The 14,342-nt window shown below is 53.6% G+C and carries 16 protein-coding genes; 5 read left to right on the forward strand and 11 right to left on the reverse strand.

Annotated elements, in window-relative coordinates:
* Positions 1-30 precede the first annotated feature (30 nt).
* The 3 genes from B4O97_RS09255 to B4O97_RS09265 all read right to left on the reverse strand — a co-directional run bounded on the left by B4O97_RS09255 (position 31) and on the right by B4O97_RS09265 (position 2,824).
* A complete protein-coding gene (locus B4O97_RS09255) occupies positions 31-759 on the reverse strand; it encodes a hypothetical protein (protein WP_083050275.1) in 729 nt (242 codons plus the stop codon).
* Positions 756-2,528 carry a hypothetical protein gene (locus B4O97_RS09260; RefSeq protein WP_083050277.1) on the reverse strand — a complete coding sequence of 591 codons (1,773 nt, stop codon included), beginning with the start codon at positions 2,526-2,528 and terminating at the stop codon, positions 756-758. The genes B4O97_RS09255 and B4O97_RS09260 overlap by 4 nt, the downstream gene beginning before the upstream one ends.
* A 101-nt stretch (positions 2,529-2,629) precedes the next feature.
* A complete protein-coding gene (locus B4O97_RS09265) occupies positions 2,630-2,824 on the reverse strand; it encodes a hypothetical protein (protein WP_083050279.1) in 195 nt (64 codons plus the stop codon).
* Positions 2,825-2,874: 50 nt separating this feature from the next.
* On the opposite strand from B4O97_RS09265, the gene B4O97_RS19485 reads away from it, so the two are divergent.
* Positions 2,875-3,510: a septal ring lytic transglycosylase RlpA family protein gene (locus tag B4O97_RS19485; RefSeq protein WP_083050280.1), complete on the forward strand. Its 636-nt coding sequence runs from the start codon at positions 2,875-2,877 to the stop codon at positions 3,508-3,510.
* Positions 3,511-3,533: 23 nt separating this feature from the next.
* On the opposite strand, the gene B4O97_RS09275 is transcribed toward B4O97_RS19485, so the two are convergent.
* The 4 genes from B4O97_RS09275 to B4O97_RS09290 all read right to left on the reverse strand — a co-directional run bounded on the left by B4O97_RS09275 (position 3,534) and on the right by B4O97_RS09290 (position 6,001).
* Positions 3,534-4,106, reverse strand: coding sequence for a chemotaxis protein CheD (locus tag B4O97_RS09275; RefSeq protein ID WP_158084229.1), 573 nt, complete (start codon positions 4,104-4,106; stop codon positions 3,534-3,536).
* A gap of 149 nt (positions 4,107-4,255) precedes the next feature.
* A complete protein-coding gene (locus tag B4O97_RS09280; RefSeq protein WP_083050283.1) occupies positions 4,256-4,885 on the reverse strand; it encodes a class I SAM-dependent methyltransferase in 630 nt (209 codons plus the stop codon).
* 115 nt (positions 4,886-5,000) lie between these two features.
* Positions 5,001-5,306 (reverse strand): AzlD domain-containing protein, encoded by a 306-nt coding sequence (locus B4O97_RS09285; protein WP_083050285.1) that lies wholly within the window; start codon positions 5,304-5,306, stop codon positions 5,001-5,003.
* Complete coding sequence (locus tag B4O97_RS09290) at positions 5,303-6,001, reverse strand: AzlC family ABC transporter permease (protein WP_158084230.1); 699 nt, start codon at positions 5,999-6,001, stop codon at positions 5,303-5,305. The genes B4O97_RS09285 and B4O97_RS09290 overlap by 4 nt, the downstream gene beginning before the upstream one ends.
* An 83-nt stretch (positions 6,002-6,084) precedes the next feature.
* On the opposite strand from B4O97_RS09290, the gene B4O97_RS09295 reads away from it, so the two are divergent.
* Complete coding sequence (locus B4O97_RS09295) at positions 6,085-6,411, forward strand: thioredoxin family protein (RefSeq protein ID WP_083050289.1); 327 nt, start codon at positions 6,085-6,087, stop codon at positions 6,409-6,411.
* 9 nt (positions 6,412-6,420) lie between these two features.
* Here the strand turns inward: B4O97_RS09295 and B4O97_RS09300 are convergent, their stop codons facing one another.
* Positions 6,421-7,602: a CsgG/HfaB family protein gene (locus tag B4O97_RS09300; RefSeq protein WP_083050290.1), complete on the reverse strand. Its 1,182-nt coding sequence runs from the start codon at positions 7,600-7,602 to the stop codon at positions 6,421-6,423.
* Between the two features lie 100 nt (positions 7,603-7,702).
* Here B4O97_RS09300 and B4O97_RS09305 point away from each other — a divergent pair, with 100 nt between their 5' ends.
* From B4O97_RS09305 to B4O97_RS09315, 3 genes are read left to right on the forward strand one after another with little or no spacing between them, the layout of a single operon-like run.
* Complete coding sequence (locus tag B4O97_RS09305) at positions 7,703-9,172, forward strand: NAD(P)/FAD-dependent oxidoreductase (protein ID WP_083050292.1); 1,470 nt, start codon at positions 7,703-7,705, stop codon at positions 9,170-9,172.
* Entirely contained in the window at positions 9,169-10,458 is a 1,290-nt protein-coding gene (locus tag B4O97_RS09310; protein ID WP_083050293.1) for an NAD(P)/FAD-dependent oxidoreductase, read from the forward strand. The genes B4O97_RS09305 and B4O97_RS09310 overlap by 4 nt, the downstream gene beginning before the upstream one ends.
* The gene (locus tag B4O97_RS09315) at positions 10,455-10,814 is read left to right on the forward strand and encodes a DUF1667 domain-containing protein (RefSeq protein WP_083050295.1); all 360 of its coding nucleotides are present in this window, start codon (positions 10,455-10,457) and stop codon (positions 10,812-10,814) included. Before B4O97_RS09310 ends, B4O97_RS09315 begins: the two co-directional genes overlap by 4 nt.
* 51 nt (positions 10,815-10,865) lie before the next feature.
* On the opposite strand, the gene B4O97_RS09320 is transcribed toward B4O97_RS09315, so the two are convergent.
* From B4O97_RS09320 to B4O97_RS09330, 3 genes are all read right to left on the reverse strand, one after another.
* On the reverse strand, positions 10,866-11,543 hold the full coding sequence (locus B4O97_RS09320) for an RraA family protein (protein ID WP_083050296.1): 678 nt from the start codon (positions 11,541-11,543) through the stop codon (positions 10,866-10,868).
* A gap of 105 nt (positions 11,544-11,648) precedes the next feature.
* Positions 11,649-12,824 carry an enolase C-terminal domain-like protein gene (locus tag B4O97_RS09325; RefSeq protein ID WP_198947046.1) on the reverse strand — a complete coding sequence of 392 codons (1,176 nt, stop codon included), beginning with the start codon at positions 12,822-12,824 and terminating at the stop codon, positions 11,649-11,651.
* A complete protein-coding gene (locus B4O97_RS09330) occupies positions 12,811-14,331 on the reverse strand; it encodes a tripartite tricarboxylate transporter permease (RefSeq protein ID WP_083050300.1) in 1,521 nt (506 codons plus the stop codon). Before B4O97_RS09330 ends, B4O97_RS09325 begins: the two co-directional genes overlap by 14 nt.
* Positions 14,332-14,342: the final 11 nt, after the last annotated feature.

Consider the following 14,342-nt stretch of genomic DNA (forward strand, 5'->3'; position numbering starts at 1 on the left):
GCAGCAGCGGCAGGAACTTCAAGCAAGCGCTCAGTCGGGAAATACATTGATTATGTAGGTGTAACTGCCTGCGGGAAAATAACTGGAAGCAGCCGATCCGCTTTCGTCCGTCTGATACGCCATGGTCGCCTGACCGCTGTCATGATGGAAAATCATGTACAGGAGACCCCAGTTGTCCGGCCCGTTTCCGAAAACAAAAGTCCCTTCTCCTCGAAGTTCGTCCTTAAGACCGTCAGCTGATATTTCCACTACCGCCAGGTCTCCGGAGAGACTGGTGGTGCGACCGTTTTCGTTTATGCCTTCAGGTGCGGAAAAGGGCAGATCGTAGTCGCTTGCGGTATACGAGTTATAGGTAAACGAAGAACTGTAGCCATGAAACATGGTGGCACCGCTGCCGCTTCCGCCGTCAAGGGGAACAGCATTGGCGGAATCGAAAAACATACCGAGGAATTCCGACACCCCATGCCAGGATTCGTTATCAAACTCCAGGGAGCGCAGGGCGGGGATATCCCTGCCGGTGGTATTCGGGGGACTGACCTCCAGAGGATTACCCGGACCGGCATATGCCCATGTACCGTAGGCAGTCTCTTCGCCATCGTAAAACTCCTGATAGTCAGATGGAGTTATGACCCTGAGTTCCGTTTCACTTACCACGGGCATAAAGGCGGGAGAATAGAACAGGTATTCACAGCCGGCAAGGGAGAGTATTGATGCAAGGGCTGCAGGCAGAAATACTGCCTTGAAAATCAGCTTTTTCATTTGAGTTTCGCTCCGAACCCGATCATGGGAAATCCTCCCACGGGAGAAAAGTAGTACTCCGCTTCAAAGAAAAGCGTCATTTTCGGCAGCCGGGGAAGATCCGTGGGGACCTCGATTCCCAGGGCAGGTCCCGCAGCTCCGGAAAACATCAAATCCTTCATGCCCACATGAAGAAGAGCGGCCAGGTATGGCTTAATCGGAACATCAAAAGGGGCCGCCGGAAAGAGCAGGGTCTTCGCCGTTGCGGAGGGAATGGGTTTGAGGGGTTCAAAGTAATCGCCGCTGATTCCCGCGTAAATATTGAAGGAGAGAAAATCCTTAAGAGCATCAAAACCGGCTCCGGCCATGAACCAGGCGCCGCCCCCCACCTGGGCCGCCGTGTAGGGTTTACTGATCCAGGGACGTCGTCGCTTCTCCGTATCCGGCAGTCCCTCTTCCTTGATCCTGCGGAGGGTGGCCCGGTTGTCCGCCGCCGCGGAAAAGGGAGATGCTATCAGATCATACAGAACAAAGGACCAGAAGGGAATCTGCCAGAGGGCAACACTGAGATCGTCCTCCATGTAGTCCGTTTCGCTGGCCCACATAATCAACCCGAGGGAGAGGGCCGACCCTGCGCTGAGGATTCCGGAGGTCACGAGATCATCCTGCAGGGCATACCCGAAACGCGGGGCCGCAGCCAGCATCATGGGCCAGGGCGGCGGGCCGTCTTCAACCCCGGGCAGAAACATGAAGGCCATCTGTCCGGCGGTGAGCAGGACATTCGTGGCGGCCCCCAGCCAGACCCTGTTCAGGGCCGGCTGTATTGCAGGATCCCGGGGATCAGGATAGAGCTCGAAAAGCTGGTTCGGTTCCCTGAATTCAGCTTCCAGGGGGATAAGATGCTCTCCCTCGAGCAACAGCTGAGTTCCGAGGCCGGGAAAAGCAGGATCCGTTACAAGGGGCGTACGGCCGAGAAAGACCTCGCCGGAATAGACAGCCGCGTTCCTGGGCCGGGAGGTAATTACATTTGACCCTTCCACGGGGACCGGAGGTGCAAGGCCGTCGTTCCAGTCTCCGAAATCAAGGCCCGGAGAGACCTGTACGGGAATCAGGTATTCCCGCCCCTCTTCTATGTCGAGGAGATAGCTGACAAGATGGTAGGGTTGGTTTTCTCCTGCTCCCGGGAGAATATAGACGGAAACCTTCCGTTCGCCGTACAGCACATCCCGCCGGGGGATATCGTCCCCCACGGGAATTCCGTCCACTTCTATTCTGTAGGAGAATCCCCGGGTCTGATTATCAAAAACAAGACGGCCATAGCCGACATGAATCCCGGTAAACTCCCGGGCAGCCTGGGCTGTCGCCATGTCCATGGCGTCAAAGAGGTCGAAAAAACTCCCGGCCTCAACTGCTTCATGGGGGGTTTCGGTATCATTGGCGGAATCCCAGGAGAAGGTCTGAATCCTATACCCTCCCCCGGGCAGCACCTCCAGGGAACCGTATAGTGCGTAATCGATGAACCCCTCCTTAAGATCCTCAAAGGCTGTTTCGGAATCCAGGGGAGAGGCCGAATCCATGGGCACGACCTTGTACCGATCAAGGAGCTGAAGGGTTAAAACCAGGGTTTCCCCTGCAGTCTCGGCAAGGCTGATAATTCCCGGATCCGCCGAGGAGGTGCTGAAAGAGTAAACCCCTACCCGCGTACGCGCCTGCTGGGCATACAGTAGAAACCCCGGGAAAAATAAAAGAAACAAAACGACTGCCGCTGCAAAACTCTTTTTCTGTTTCACTTACTATCAATAGTAGTCGCTTTTTCTAGCTTTCTCAAGAAAAAGTATCATGGAAGAATCTATGGGCACATCTCCATTTAAGGTGCCCCTGTTAAGCATAATCAGGCAAACTCGTCTATCTGATGTTCCCGCCGCATTTCTTCTTCACGTCTCCGGGCTTCCTCTTCCTCCTGCCGGATACGCTCCTCTTCCCGGATGCGTTCTTCCTCCCGAATACGTTCATTATCGGGAGCCTCCCTCCTGGGCGAAACAGGAGACGAAACAGGTGTCATGGGGCCAATTTCTTCGACACTCACAGGCTGCCTCCTCTGGGATTTTTTCCCATTTCCTGTTAAATTTACTCACTATGAAGAGTCCAGTCAAAGTTCTTGCCCTCCTTAGTTTCCTGATTGCCCTGTATTCCCTCCCGGGCTGGTCACAGGATCAGCTGTACAGGGAAAGCGGCGGTGCCTCCTGGTATGGTCCCGGCTTTCACGGGAGGATTACCGCAAGCGGAGAACGCTTCAATACCAACGACCTCACTGCAGCTCACAAAACCCTGCCCTTCGGAACGCGGGTTCGGGTAACGAATACCGCCAACGGAAAAAGCGTCACAGTGCGTATCAACGATCGCGGACCTTTCGTTCAGGGAAGGATAATCGACCTGTCCAGGGCAGCGGCGGAACAGCTCGGCATGCTGGAGAGCGGTACGGCCCAGGTCCTGGTGGAAGAACTCGGGAGCCGGGGAGTCGCAGAAGCATCTCCCGCAGGAGAAAGGGCAAAACCCTCAGGCTCCGAAAAATCCGTTCAGGTGGCCTCCTTTGGAGACAGGAGCAATGCCGAAAGACTTGCATCACGCCTTGACGGGGCAGGTTTACAGGCGGAGATCCGCCAGGCTGGTAGTTTTTACCGGGTCATCGTTCCGGGCGTATCTGAAGAGAAGCTTGACGGAGTTCTGAAATCCCTTGACGAGCTCGGATTTTCCAATCCACTGGTTCGATAGAAGAAAACATCCCCTGCTCCGGATTATTCCAGGAGGCTGCGAAAATCCCGCTCACCATGGAAACGGTAGTAGAGCCGTCCCGTGGCGGGAAAGAAATAGAGGCTGCGGCCGGTCTTACCTCCGGTATCCTCAAACACGACGGAGATCCTGTGCTGCCGGAGCAGGGATCGGGCCATGTCAATATTCCCCGCTCCCACGCGAAAGAAGTCTTTACCCGCCGGAGCCACTTCTGACCCTCCGATGAGATATGCCGAGAGACTGGAAGCGGGTATCCCCTGATTTGTAAGAACCTTGAGCATCTGTTTGAAAGCGCAGGTCATGTACCTGAATTTACCCGGTTCTCCGGAAAGTCTTTCACAATCCTCGGGGCAGTCCTTACTGCAGTCCAGGTTCTTCAAGCGCCGCTGAGGCAACTGGGCGTGACAGATTGCCCCGATTCCCGCCTTGCGGTTAAAAAGGGCCACTGCGACACAGGATCCCAGAAGGGTCCAGACCCGGGGCCCCGGGCCGCCGGTATGAATGTATAATTCGCCGGGATAGAGGGATATATCCTCCGTCTCGCCGGGAGGTACTGTCTTGATTATGGATTCCTTCACTGTATCAAGCATATACAAAAAGAGGATTAAAATACAGACACACAGAAATTAATCAAAAACTAATACTTTCCTGACATTCTACCTTCACACTCGGCCCATGAAGATCAGCCGAAAACTCCAGATTGAATCGATCATCATCCTGATGCAGCTTATCGGCGACCGATCCCCGCGCTGAGGACACAGCCTGCTTCGGTCATACGTTCCTCAATAACGAATCCGGAACCTGCAATAAGATCGAAGGTCTCCCTGTTCAGGTGACAGTTTCCGCTGATCCGCCGCCAGAATGGCGTCAGGGAGTGCTGGACCGCCCGGGTAAGAGGGGAGCATCCGAGCACATGCTCGAGGAAGAGGATTCTGCCCCCCGGTTTCAACACACGCTGTATTTCTGCGAGTCCCGCAGCCGGATCTTCCACGGAGCAGAACAGCAGGGTGAATACCACGGTATCGAAGGTTTTATCCTCAAAGGGGAGACGGGAGACATCTGCCTCCACCACCTCTGCTTTATACCTGAAGGCCCGCCTGAGAAGAAGTCGGCCGGGTTTATGATCGCTGAGAATCAGCGAAGAAAGCTGTGCTTGATTGTAGTATTTCAGGTTTGCCCCTGTTCCTGCACCGGTTTCCAGCACATCTCCCTCTGCCCGGGGAATAATCCTTCTTCGCAGTCGCGCGATTCCCGCCGCTTCCAGAGGGACCATGAAAAGGTCGTACAGGCGGCTGGAAAGAAGTCTGTTTGAACCGGGCGAAGACGGAACCCGGGAACCGGTGTCGGTATCCTTCATAAGAGTTAAAGTACTATATTCGCAGGCAAAAATGTAGCAGCCTGGCGCAAAATATCCTGCCCCGGAGATGTCATCCCTTCCGGCATAATCCGGATGCAGACGGCATCAAAGCGCCTTACAGACTCAGTATGATATAGGCGGAGGCAATGGAGCTGAGGACAGGAATGATAAGTCCTCCCCGCACCCAGGCGACAAGGGCAGCCGCAGCGACTCCCGCGATACCGGCGACGGGACGCTCCGGAAAGGACAACAGCACTGCGGGAAAAATCAGAGCCCCCAGCGCGGCGACGGGCATTACCGCAAGAAGCCGGCGGAGAAATCCGGGTATATTTTCCGGAAAACCGACAAGGAAGGGGATCGCCCGGGGAAGATAGGTTGCCAGAGCGGCGCCGGCTATAATCATCACAATATCGCTTCTCACAGGGCCTCCCGGTACTCCGGCGATGGGGGAATATAGAAAGCACCGAAAAGAGCCGCCGCAATCAGGGCCACGACGAAGGACCAGCCGATGGAGAGACCGGCTCCGTATACCATTACGCAGTTGATTGCTGCGGCCAGTCCGGCTACCACCAGGTTCCTGCTTTCCCGCTTGACCTCCGGGACAAGAAGGGCTGCAAAGAGGGCATATAAGGTTCCCCCCACCGCCGCCTGAACAGGCCCGGGCAGTACCGCACCGAAGAGATACCCGGTGACAGTCCCGGAAATCCACCCGGCGTAGGAAACAGCTTCGAGTCCGGCCATAAACCGGGGTTCAAGGTAAGACTCACGGAGAGAGGCAACCGCAAAAACCTCGTCGGTATTACCGAAAGCCGCAAGACCGCGCAGCAGAAGACCGCAGCGCAGTTTGGGACGCAGGGAGGCGCTCATCAGGAGGTAGCGCAGGTTGACAAGAAGCACACCGGTAATAATCTCATAGAGGGCCGACCCGGTTAAGGTTAAATTAAGGGCCAGAAACTGGGAGGCCCCCGCGAAGTTGGTCATGGAAAAAAGAAGAACAGCGGGAAAATCCAGGCCTCCGTTGCGGGCAAGAAGACCGAAGGCGACAGCCGCCGGAAAGTAGCCGATAAAAATCGGCACTCCCTGGAGCAGCCCCTGTCTGAAAGATGATTGACGCATTATGTTGTCCACCGGCATGGGCTACACGTTACAGATATCCAGCTTGCCGTGTCAATCTGATTGAGGTATAGTCTTCCTTGAATATGATTAGCCTGAAGAATCTTGAAGAAGCTGAACGACTGATCAGCGAAAACCCCATGGCCCTGCTCTATCTCAGCAGGCCGGACTGCGGTGTCTGCACGGCGATCAGGCCCAAGGTGGAAGGACTTCTGAAGGAATACCCACGGATCAGAGCCGGGTACGTCGATCTTGATCAGATCCCCGAAGCGGCGGGAAGATTCTCCGTTTATACCATCCCCGCTATCCTGGTCTACGCCGAAGGGAAGGAGACCGTCCGGGAGGCCCGTTACATTAGCCTGGACGATCTGGAGACCAGGATCGCCCGGCCCTACAGGTTCCTGTTTTCCTAGAAGCCGGCATCAGGGTACACCGGCACCCTGCTTCCCCTCTTCCCGGTGAAGTCCCTGGTATACATCGGTTCTGTCCACATAGACGCTTACACTGCAGGAGTTCGTGTAACGGGATTCAATGCTCAGACGAAGGGAGCTGAGGCCGATCTCTGTTTCAATGGAAGAATCCGGCTTTGCGGTATCCAGGGAGAAACTGTGTTCTTCTCCTTCGTAGCTGTACACAACATTGAGAGTCCCCCTGGATTCGCTGAATCGCGCCTCCCCGGAAACAGCTGCCGCAACGGAATTTCCCTTTCTGTCCGTAAAGGAAAGATCATCCCTGAAACTCATTTCATTTTTCCCGTCGGAATAGAGGGTTTCGCTCAGACGGAACAGCTGCTGCAGATCGTAGAGGATGGAATTGAAATGACGCTCGTTGGCCCGCAGGACGGAACGACCTCCGGGACTCACCTGAACCTTTGCAGACCAGTTGTGAAAGCTTATCTCCGGAAGCCTGACGACACCGAAGTCTCCACCGAGATCTGTCTCCACCACGTGGGTCCCCGGACTGATGCCGGTAATTGCAAAGGGGACCCTTGAGTCACCGGTGGTATAACCGATAAAGTCCCCGTCCACTCGTATCTCCGCGTCCACGAGATTGGAATAGAGCAGGATCTCCCCGGGTTTTTCATCCTGGAAAGACAAGATTGAACGACCGCTGTCAGGGTCGGTAAAACTGATCCTTCCCCCGTTGATGGCTGCCACCGACTTTTCGGCGAGGCGATGAAGAGTATTCTCCGTGGCCCCCCGCTCCGAGACCGCCCGTACCGAGCCGGATTCCACATCGGTTATGGTCAGGGAAAAGAGTACGTCCCCGCCCATGAAAACATAACTTCCGTGAATCAGAACATCGGCCCCCACCAGGCGTCCGATCTGAACCGACTTCTCCTCCCTGGTAAGACCGGTCAGGGCCAGTCGTTGCTCCTCCAGCACATCATCAATGCTGCTGCGGTTTACAAGGACAATACCCGGTGCGCGGGAAAGGTCAAAGAGCAGCAGGCCCTCGACGATACCCGCCAGGTAATCGTAGCGGGGATCCCCGCCGGCGTTTTCTATTCCCGACAGCGCAACAGCACTCTCGCTCCATGCGGAGAAAACCGGCATGGCGGCAATCAGGAGCAGCAGAAGGAGGACAGAAGATATTCTTTTCACGTAAAAACCTCACTTTTACATGAATCAGCTTAGCCGGAAATCGAGCCTTTAGCAATAATTCTTTGCTTGACAGGGTGAAGGGGCGATTCTATGGTTGAATATGATGAAAAGATACGATGTCGTCGTTATCGGCGCAGGCGTCAGCGGCGCTGCCATTGCCAGGCGGCTTTCGGCCTACCGGCTTTCCATTGCCCTTCTGGAGAAGGAGATCGATGTGAGCTTCGGGGTCTCCAAGGCCAATTCCGGAGTGATTCACGGTGGATTCCACCACTCGCCGGATCTGCTGAAATCGAGGCTCGAGATTCAGGGAAACCTGATGTATGACAAGCTGCAGCGGGAACTCCACTTTCCCTTCCGACGCTGCGGTATACTGGTTGCCGCCTTTTCCACTGAAGAGATGCGTATTGTTCAGGAGCTCTACAATCGGGGCGTTGCCAATGGAGCGATCGGCATAGAACTGTGCAACGGCGACAGGATGCATATGCTGGAACCCAAACTGAATTCCGATGTGATGGGAGGACTTTTCGCCCCCGGCGGCGGAATCGTGGAACCCTACCGTCTGGTATTCAGCCTGGTTGAATCAGCAGTCCTGAACGGAGTGGATCTTCATACGAATTTCGATGTGGCGGGAGTAGAAAAATCAGGAAAAACCGGATCCGAAGACCGGGAATATGTTCTGCACGGTTCTGATGGACAAAGCATCAGGGGCCGATGGGTAATCAATGCCGCCGGACTCTTTGCCGACCGGATCTCCGGACTTTTCGGTGCCGAGGACTTCCGCATACATCCCCGCAAAGGGGAGGAGTTTCTGCTGGACCGGGAGGCCTCGGCCCATACCGGCAGGGTGATTTTTCCGGTTCCGAATCCGGTTTCCAAGGGCATGCTGGTCATTCCCACAGTGGAAGGCACAACCATGATAGGACCCACCGCCCTAGAAACCGACGACAAGGAAGATCTTGCTACCAGCAGCGAGAATTTTGAAAAGGTCTTTTACTCAGCCCGAAGGCTGATCCCCTCCGTGTCAGAGCGGGACATCATTACCTCCTTTGCAGGCCTGCGGCCCTCCCTGGAGGACGGAGATTTTTATATCGCCCGTTCCGAAAAGGCGGAAAGATTCGTTCAGGTTGCGGGAATCCAGTCTCCCGGACTGACCGCGGCCCCGGCAATCGCAGAATATGTCAAAGACCTGCTGAAGCAGGGGGGACTCGAGCTGACTGAAGATCCGGATTATCAGGGAGAAATTCCCGCAGTCCCCAGATTCCGCAGCATGAGCCTTCATGAGCAGGACGCCGCCGTAAAGGCGGATCCCGCCTATGGAAATATAATCTGCCGCTGCGAAAACGTAAGCGAGGCGGAGGTCGTTGCAGCCATCCGACGGGGTCATACCAGCCTGGACGGCATAAAATTCTACACCCGCGCCGGAATGGGCCGATGCCAGGGAGGCTTCTGCAGCTATAAAATCCTGCAGATTCTCAGAAGGGAAACAGGTCTGCCCTGGGAGAAGATAACAAAACGGGGGAGGAAGAGCTGGATTGTCCGGGAGCGGATCAGTCCCGCGAAAACATCATGAAGCACACCGAGTTTGATGCCGTGGTTATCGGCGGCGGAGCCTCCGGATTATCCGCTGCTGCGGAGATGAGCCGCGGAGGAGCTTCCGTGGCTGTAGTGGAGAGGGAAGAGACCCTGGGGGGCATTCTCAATCAGTGTATTCATAACGGGTTCGGTCTTCACCAGTACAACGAGGAGCTTACCGGTCCCGAATACGCCGAACGCTGCATCCGGGACCTGGATGGACTCTCCGTTAAGGTGTTTACCGGCATGACCGTTACCCTGATGGAGACGGAAGAGGGAACTCAGCTGCTCTACGGTTTTTCCAGGGAATCGGGAATGGTCCGTTTCCGCTGCAGAGCCATCGTGCTTGCCATGGGCTGCAGGGAACGCAACCGGGGCAACCTGGGCACCCCCGGGACGCGTCCTTCGGGTATTTTTACCGCCGGCCTTGCCCAGCGCCTGGTCAATATTGACGGTATGGTTCCGGGCCGGGAATGTGTTATTGTGGGCTCCGGCGATATCGGTCTTATAATGGCCCGCCGGATGACCTGGATCGGGGCCAGGGTTCGGGGAGTAATAGAAATCCAGCCCTACCCCGCCGGAATAACCCGCAACATTGTGCAATGTCTCCGGGACTTCGATATTCCCCTCTACCTGTCCCACAGCATAACGCGAATATATGGCAAGGACAGGATCAGCGGCGTCGATGTCGCACCGGTGAGAAATGCCGGCGGTGAAGCTTCCGGGGCTTTCCATATACCCTGCGATACCCTGCTGCTCTCCGTCGGCCTGGTCCCGGAGAATGAGATCTCAAGAAAGGCCGGAGTGCGGCTCCATCCTGAAACAGGCGGTCCGGTTGTTGACGCACGGTACATGACCTCGGTAACGGGGATCTTTGCCTGCGGAAATGTTCTACACGTTCACGATCTGGTGGATTACGCCTCGGAAGAGGCCAGACACTGCGGCCAGGCGGTTCTCGATTATCTGTCCGGAGTCTCCGCCGGAGAACAACTCCGGGTCGGTGCGGGACGCAATGTCAAGTATGTGGTTCCGGGACGTTTTGCCCTGACCGGGAAAAACCGCTTTTATCTGCGCAGCATGATTACCGGAACCGGAGCTCGTCTGTGCGTCCGGCTCGGCGGAATCGAAGTCCTCCGCCGGAAACTGCCCTATGTTCAGCCCTCGGAGATGATCAGTTTTGATCTCGCGGCCGATGAGGATGCGATTTCCTCCCGTTTTACCACCGGAGGGGACGAGACTGATCTGGAGGTTTCCCTGGAAATCCCCGAAAAGGAGGGGGCATGAAAAAAGACCTGATCTGCATCAGCTGTCCCATCGGCTGCAGGCTCACGGTGGAAGGGGAGAATCCCGAAAAGATATCCGTCAGCGGTAACCGCTGTCCCCGGGGGGAAATTTACGGCAGGGAAGAAGCCCTTGCTCCCAGTCGCATGGTCACAGCCACGGTGGCTATAGAATCTGAAAAACTAGCCCGTCTGCCGGTAAAGACTGACAGGCCCATCGGCAGGGAGCATATTCCGTCACTGCTGAATCAGCTCTACGCCCTGGAGCTTGTGCCCCCGGTATACTGCGGAGATATCATTCTCGATGATTTTGCGGAATCCGGGGTCAGGATCCTGGCGACCAGGACAATAGAAGCATAGAAAAGAGAACAGGATCCCCCTGCCGGGGTATGTCCGGCAGGGAAAACCGGACTATTTTTTTGCCCGCAGACGGCCCATTTCGGCCCTCCACTCCTTCAACTGGGAAAGATCCACCTCTCTGCCTTCAGCAAGAGCCTTTCTGCAGTTTTCCAGTACCGGCATCTCCGCGTCTCCCGCCAGTTTGCAGGCTGCGGCCAGTTCCGGAGCGATTTCCCGGGGAATCAGCACAACACCGTGCCGGTCGGCAGCCAGCAGGTCCCCCGGATTGACCGTAACGCCGCCGATGCTTACAGGAGTATTGTACTCCTCAATGTGGATGTAGGCGTGGGTCACCAGGGTACATTTAGCGAAGAATCCGAACCCAAGTTCCTTCACCTCGTTGAGGTCCCGCACACCGCCGTTGGTTATTACCCCCACAGCCCCCAGGGCCTTATGGGTGGTGGCGTTTACCTCGCCCCAGAAGGAACCCACCGGTTCCGGATCAAGGTCCTGGATAAGGGCGATGGCAGGACGGGGGGTCTTCTGCAGCACCTCAAAATACTTCATCCAGTTTTCCAGCTGCTCCTGAGTGGGGGGTGTAGATGCGGAAACCTTGGCCGTACAGGCATAGCCGATCATTGTTTTGCCGTAGGGCAGTATACACTTTATCTCCGGGGTCATGGCCCCTTCCGTGCGGGGACGGACATTGAACCTCTCTATCGCGTTGGCGATAGTAGGGGTATCAAACATCCGTAATCCCTCAATCTGTTGTTGCGTCAGTTCAGACAATTCAGTTACCTCCGAAAATATTATCAAACACGAAAACTGTATAAAGACTCCAGGATCTTTATTGTTTTAATTAGAAAATACATGACGCTGAGTTGTATGGGCATTCAGCCAATCCCAATCGTATACTACACCAAGTCCTGGATCATCGGGAATAGGTACACACCCATCCGCGCCGATGGAATCTATATCGTCCTTGTATCCACAGGCATAGCAAGGTGGTAGAATATTGGGTAGCTTAGGACCCACAGTTGCGATTTCGTAGAAATTGGTATTTTGCACAGCACCTACAACCTGACGATGAGCCGGGCCACAAGCATGTACTTCTACATCAAGTCCAAAAGCTTCGGCCATCCGTGCCGTCTTAATAGCTCCAGTAATACCCATATCGTACTCAGGATCAGTTCTAACAAAGTCTGTCCCATCTGCAAGAATAAAATCACATTTAGATTCCAAAGCCCGGACGTGCTCGGTAATCAATAGCGGTGTTTTAATCAGTGAGCGAAGTTTTCTGTGAGAAAATGATGACATTGAGTTATCTTTGTAAGGATCTTCATACCAAAAGTATTCTGCATCATCGCAAGCCCTCCCAACATAAAGCGCATCTCCAAAGGTTTGAAGGTCAGATGCCGCGTCGTACATTAAGGTCAGACTCTCACCTATTTGTTCACGGAGCTTTTGAATCAGGGTTGCTTCAACCTTTGCGTCCCCTTCAAACCAACCATGATGCTTAAAGGCTTTGTACCCCATTTCGCGGCACTGGACAGCAAAATCACAGTAGGCATCATAGCTGTCAAGCATTCCAGTGTGATCCCCATGATAGGTGCTTGCATAGGCAAGTATTTCACTGCGGTATCTGCCTATCATATCAGCTACGGACTTTCCACTCTGTTTTCCCGCCAAATCCCAAAGTGCAATATCGACTGGTCCTTGGCCCATATGATCAGTATGACAGAGACGGCGGTTCCACTCCTTATAGAAAAACTCCCTTTCATCCGGATCTCTGCCAGGTAAATCAGCAACGAGTTGCAGGGTTTGAGCCAGTGCCGATCTGGTGCCACCCCACTGAGTAACGTATTCACCCCTCGAGCCATCATCACATACGATTATGATAGCGTATTTAGACATCGGCATTCTTCCACCTTTCAGATATCCTACATGGTTATGAGCATCTTGAAAGGCTATACCGATATTTTCAACAATATAGGTAAAATCAAATACTTCGACTCGTTCAATTCGTGACACTGCCTTCTCCGCCATTTTGTTCAGATAGCATCTTTGTTTCCTTGAAATTGTTCCTAATAGACACTATCAATGAGACGAGGGCTACAGAAAGGAAAATAATAGATATGGGCTTCTGAATAAACGGTAGATAACTGCCATCGCTAAGCTGCAATCCCCTTCGCAGGTTCAGTTCAGCAATCGGACCAAGAATAAAACCTAAAACCACCGGAGGAAGAGGAAATTTTAACTTCATCAGCAGATATCCGGCTAATCCAAAAACGAGTAAACAGATGACATCGAACATCCTATTATTTGCCGCATAGGCACCAACAACACAAAGCATCATAATTATAGAAAATAAAATGTGTCTAGGGATTGCTAGAAGCCGTACGAACCCCCTCATCCCAAAAAACTCAAGAATCAGCATAGCGACATTGGCTACAATAAGGGCAGCAAAAATACTGTAGACTATGTATCCGTTTGTAGTAAAAAGAAGCGGGCCCGGCCGGATTCCATGGATCATTAGACCACCAAGGAGCATTGCGGTTACAGTATCTCCTGGAATTCCTAGGGTTAATAGAGGGACTAGAGCTCCTCCTACAGAAGCATTGTTCGCAGATTCAGATGCGACAATTCCGTCCATGATGCCTGTCCCAAATTTTTCAGGATGGCGGGATTGATTTTTTGCTGTGATATAAGCCACGATATTTGAAGTAGATCCTCCGATACCTGGTAGTATACCTATTCCCGTCCCTATAAGGCTTGATCTGATCCAGTTGATTGTCTGTTGGGCGAACTCCTTTGGACTGAATCCGAATCCCCTAATTCTGTAGTCAGCGATCTCATCTTTTGTAATTGCTTTTCCCTTGCGTTCAGAATTCTTTAGGATTTCCCCAACCGCATATAAACCTATGAGAAGGGGTAGAAGACCGAATCCTCCATCTAAAACATGTACACCAAATGTGAAGCGCGGATAACCGTCCAGAGGCGCAACACCTACAAGAGAAAATCCAACTCCAATGCCCCCCGCTATCAACCCTTTTACCAGTGACCCTTGAGAAAGACTGGCTATCATGGTTAAAGCAAAGACTGTGATTGAAAAATAATCATAGGATGAAAACTTTAGAGCGATGCGCGCTAGTGGCGGTGAAACAAAAATCAGGATTAAGATACTAATTAAACCTCCCAGAAAGGAGTACACAATACCGATACCAAGAGCTTTACCCGCCTCTCCCTTTGCCGCCATTGGATGTCCGTCAAAGGTTGTTGCAATAGATGCCGGAGTGCCTGGAATCTTCAGCAGAATGGCGGTTATTAACCCTCCGGAAATACCTCCGATATAAAGTCCAAGCAACAGAGAGATCCCGTTGATCGGCTGCAAACCAAAGGTAATAGGTAAGCATAGTGCGACTGCCATCGTTGCTGTCATACCCGGTATGGCACCGAAGATGATCCCGATTGATACACCGATGAAGATCAATAGTAGCGTTTTTATGTTCAGTACTGCAAGAATACCTGTCAGTAGCATATCATTATCTC

This window comes from Marispirochaeta aestuarii (assembly GCF_002087085.1).
Classification (GTDB): domain Bacteria; phylum Spirochaetota; class Spirochaetia; order JC444; family Marispirochaetaceae; genus Marispirochaeta; species Marispirochaeta aestuarii.

Excerpts from the sequence above, each read along its gene's own strand:
- B4O97_RS09305 (WP_083050292.1), top strand. The coding sequence starts at position 7,703 with ATGATGAAAAGATACGATGTCGTCGTTATCGGCGCAGGCGTCAGCGGC.
- B4O97_RS19485 (WP_083050280.1), top strand. The coding sequence starts at position 2,875 with ATGAAGAGTCCAGTCAAAGTTCTTGCCCTCCTTAGTTTCCTGATTGCC.
- B4O97_RS09310 (WP_083050293.1), top strand. The coding sequence starts at position 9,169 with ATGAAGCACACCGAGTTTGATGCCGTGGTTATCGGCGGCGGAGCCTCC.
- B4O97_RS09320 (WP_083050296.1), bottom strand. The coding sequence starts at position 11,543 with ATGTTTGATACCCCTACTATCGCCAACGCGATAGAGAGGTTCAATGTC.
- B4O97_RS09330 (WP_083050300.1), bottom strand. The coding sequence starts at position 14,331 with ATGCTACTGACAGGTATTCTTGCAGTACTGAACATAAAAACGCTACTA.
- B4O97_RS09280 (WP_083050283.1), bottom strand. The coding sequence starts at position 4,885 with ATGAAGGATACCGACACCGGTTCCCGGGTTCCGTCTTCGCCCGGTTCA.
- B4O97_RS09255 (WP_083050275.1), bottom strand. The coding sequence starts at position 759 with ATGAAAAAGCTGATTTTCAAGGCAGTATTTCTGCCTGCAGCCCTTGCA.
- B4O97_RS09295 (WP_083050289.1), top strand. The coding sequence starts at position 6,085 with ATGATTAGCCTGAAGAATCTTGAAGAAGCTGAACGACTGATCAGCGAA.
- B4O97_RS09315 (WP_083050295.1), top strand. The coding sequence starts at position 10,455 with ATGAAAAAAGACCTGATCTGCATCAGCTGTCCCATCGGCTGCAGGCTC.
- B4O97_RS09290 (WP_158084230.1), bottom strand. The coding sequence starts at position 6,001 with ATGCGTCAATCATCTTTCAGACAGGGGCTGCTCCAGGGAGTGCCGATT.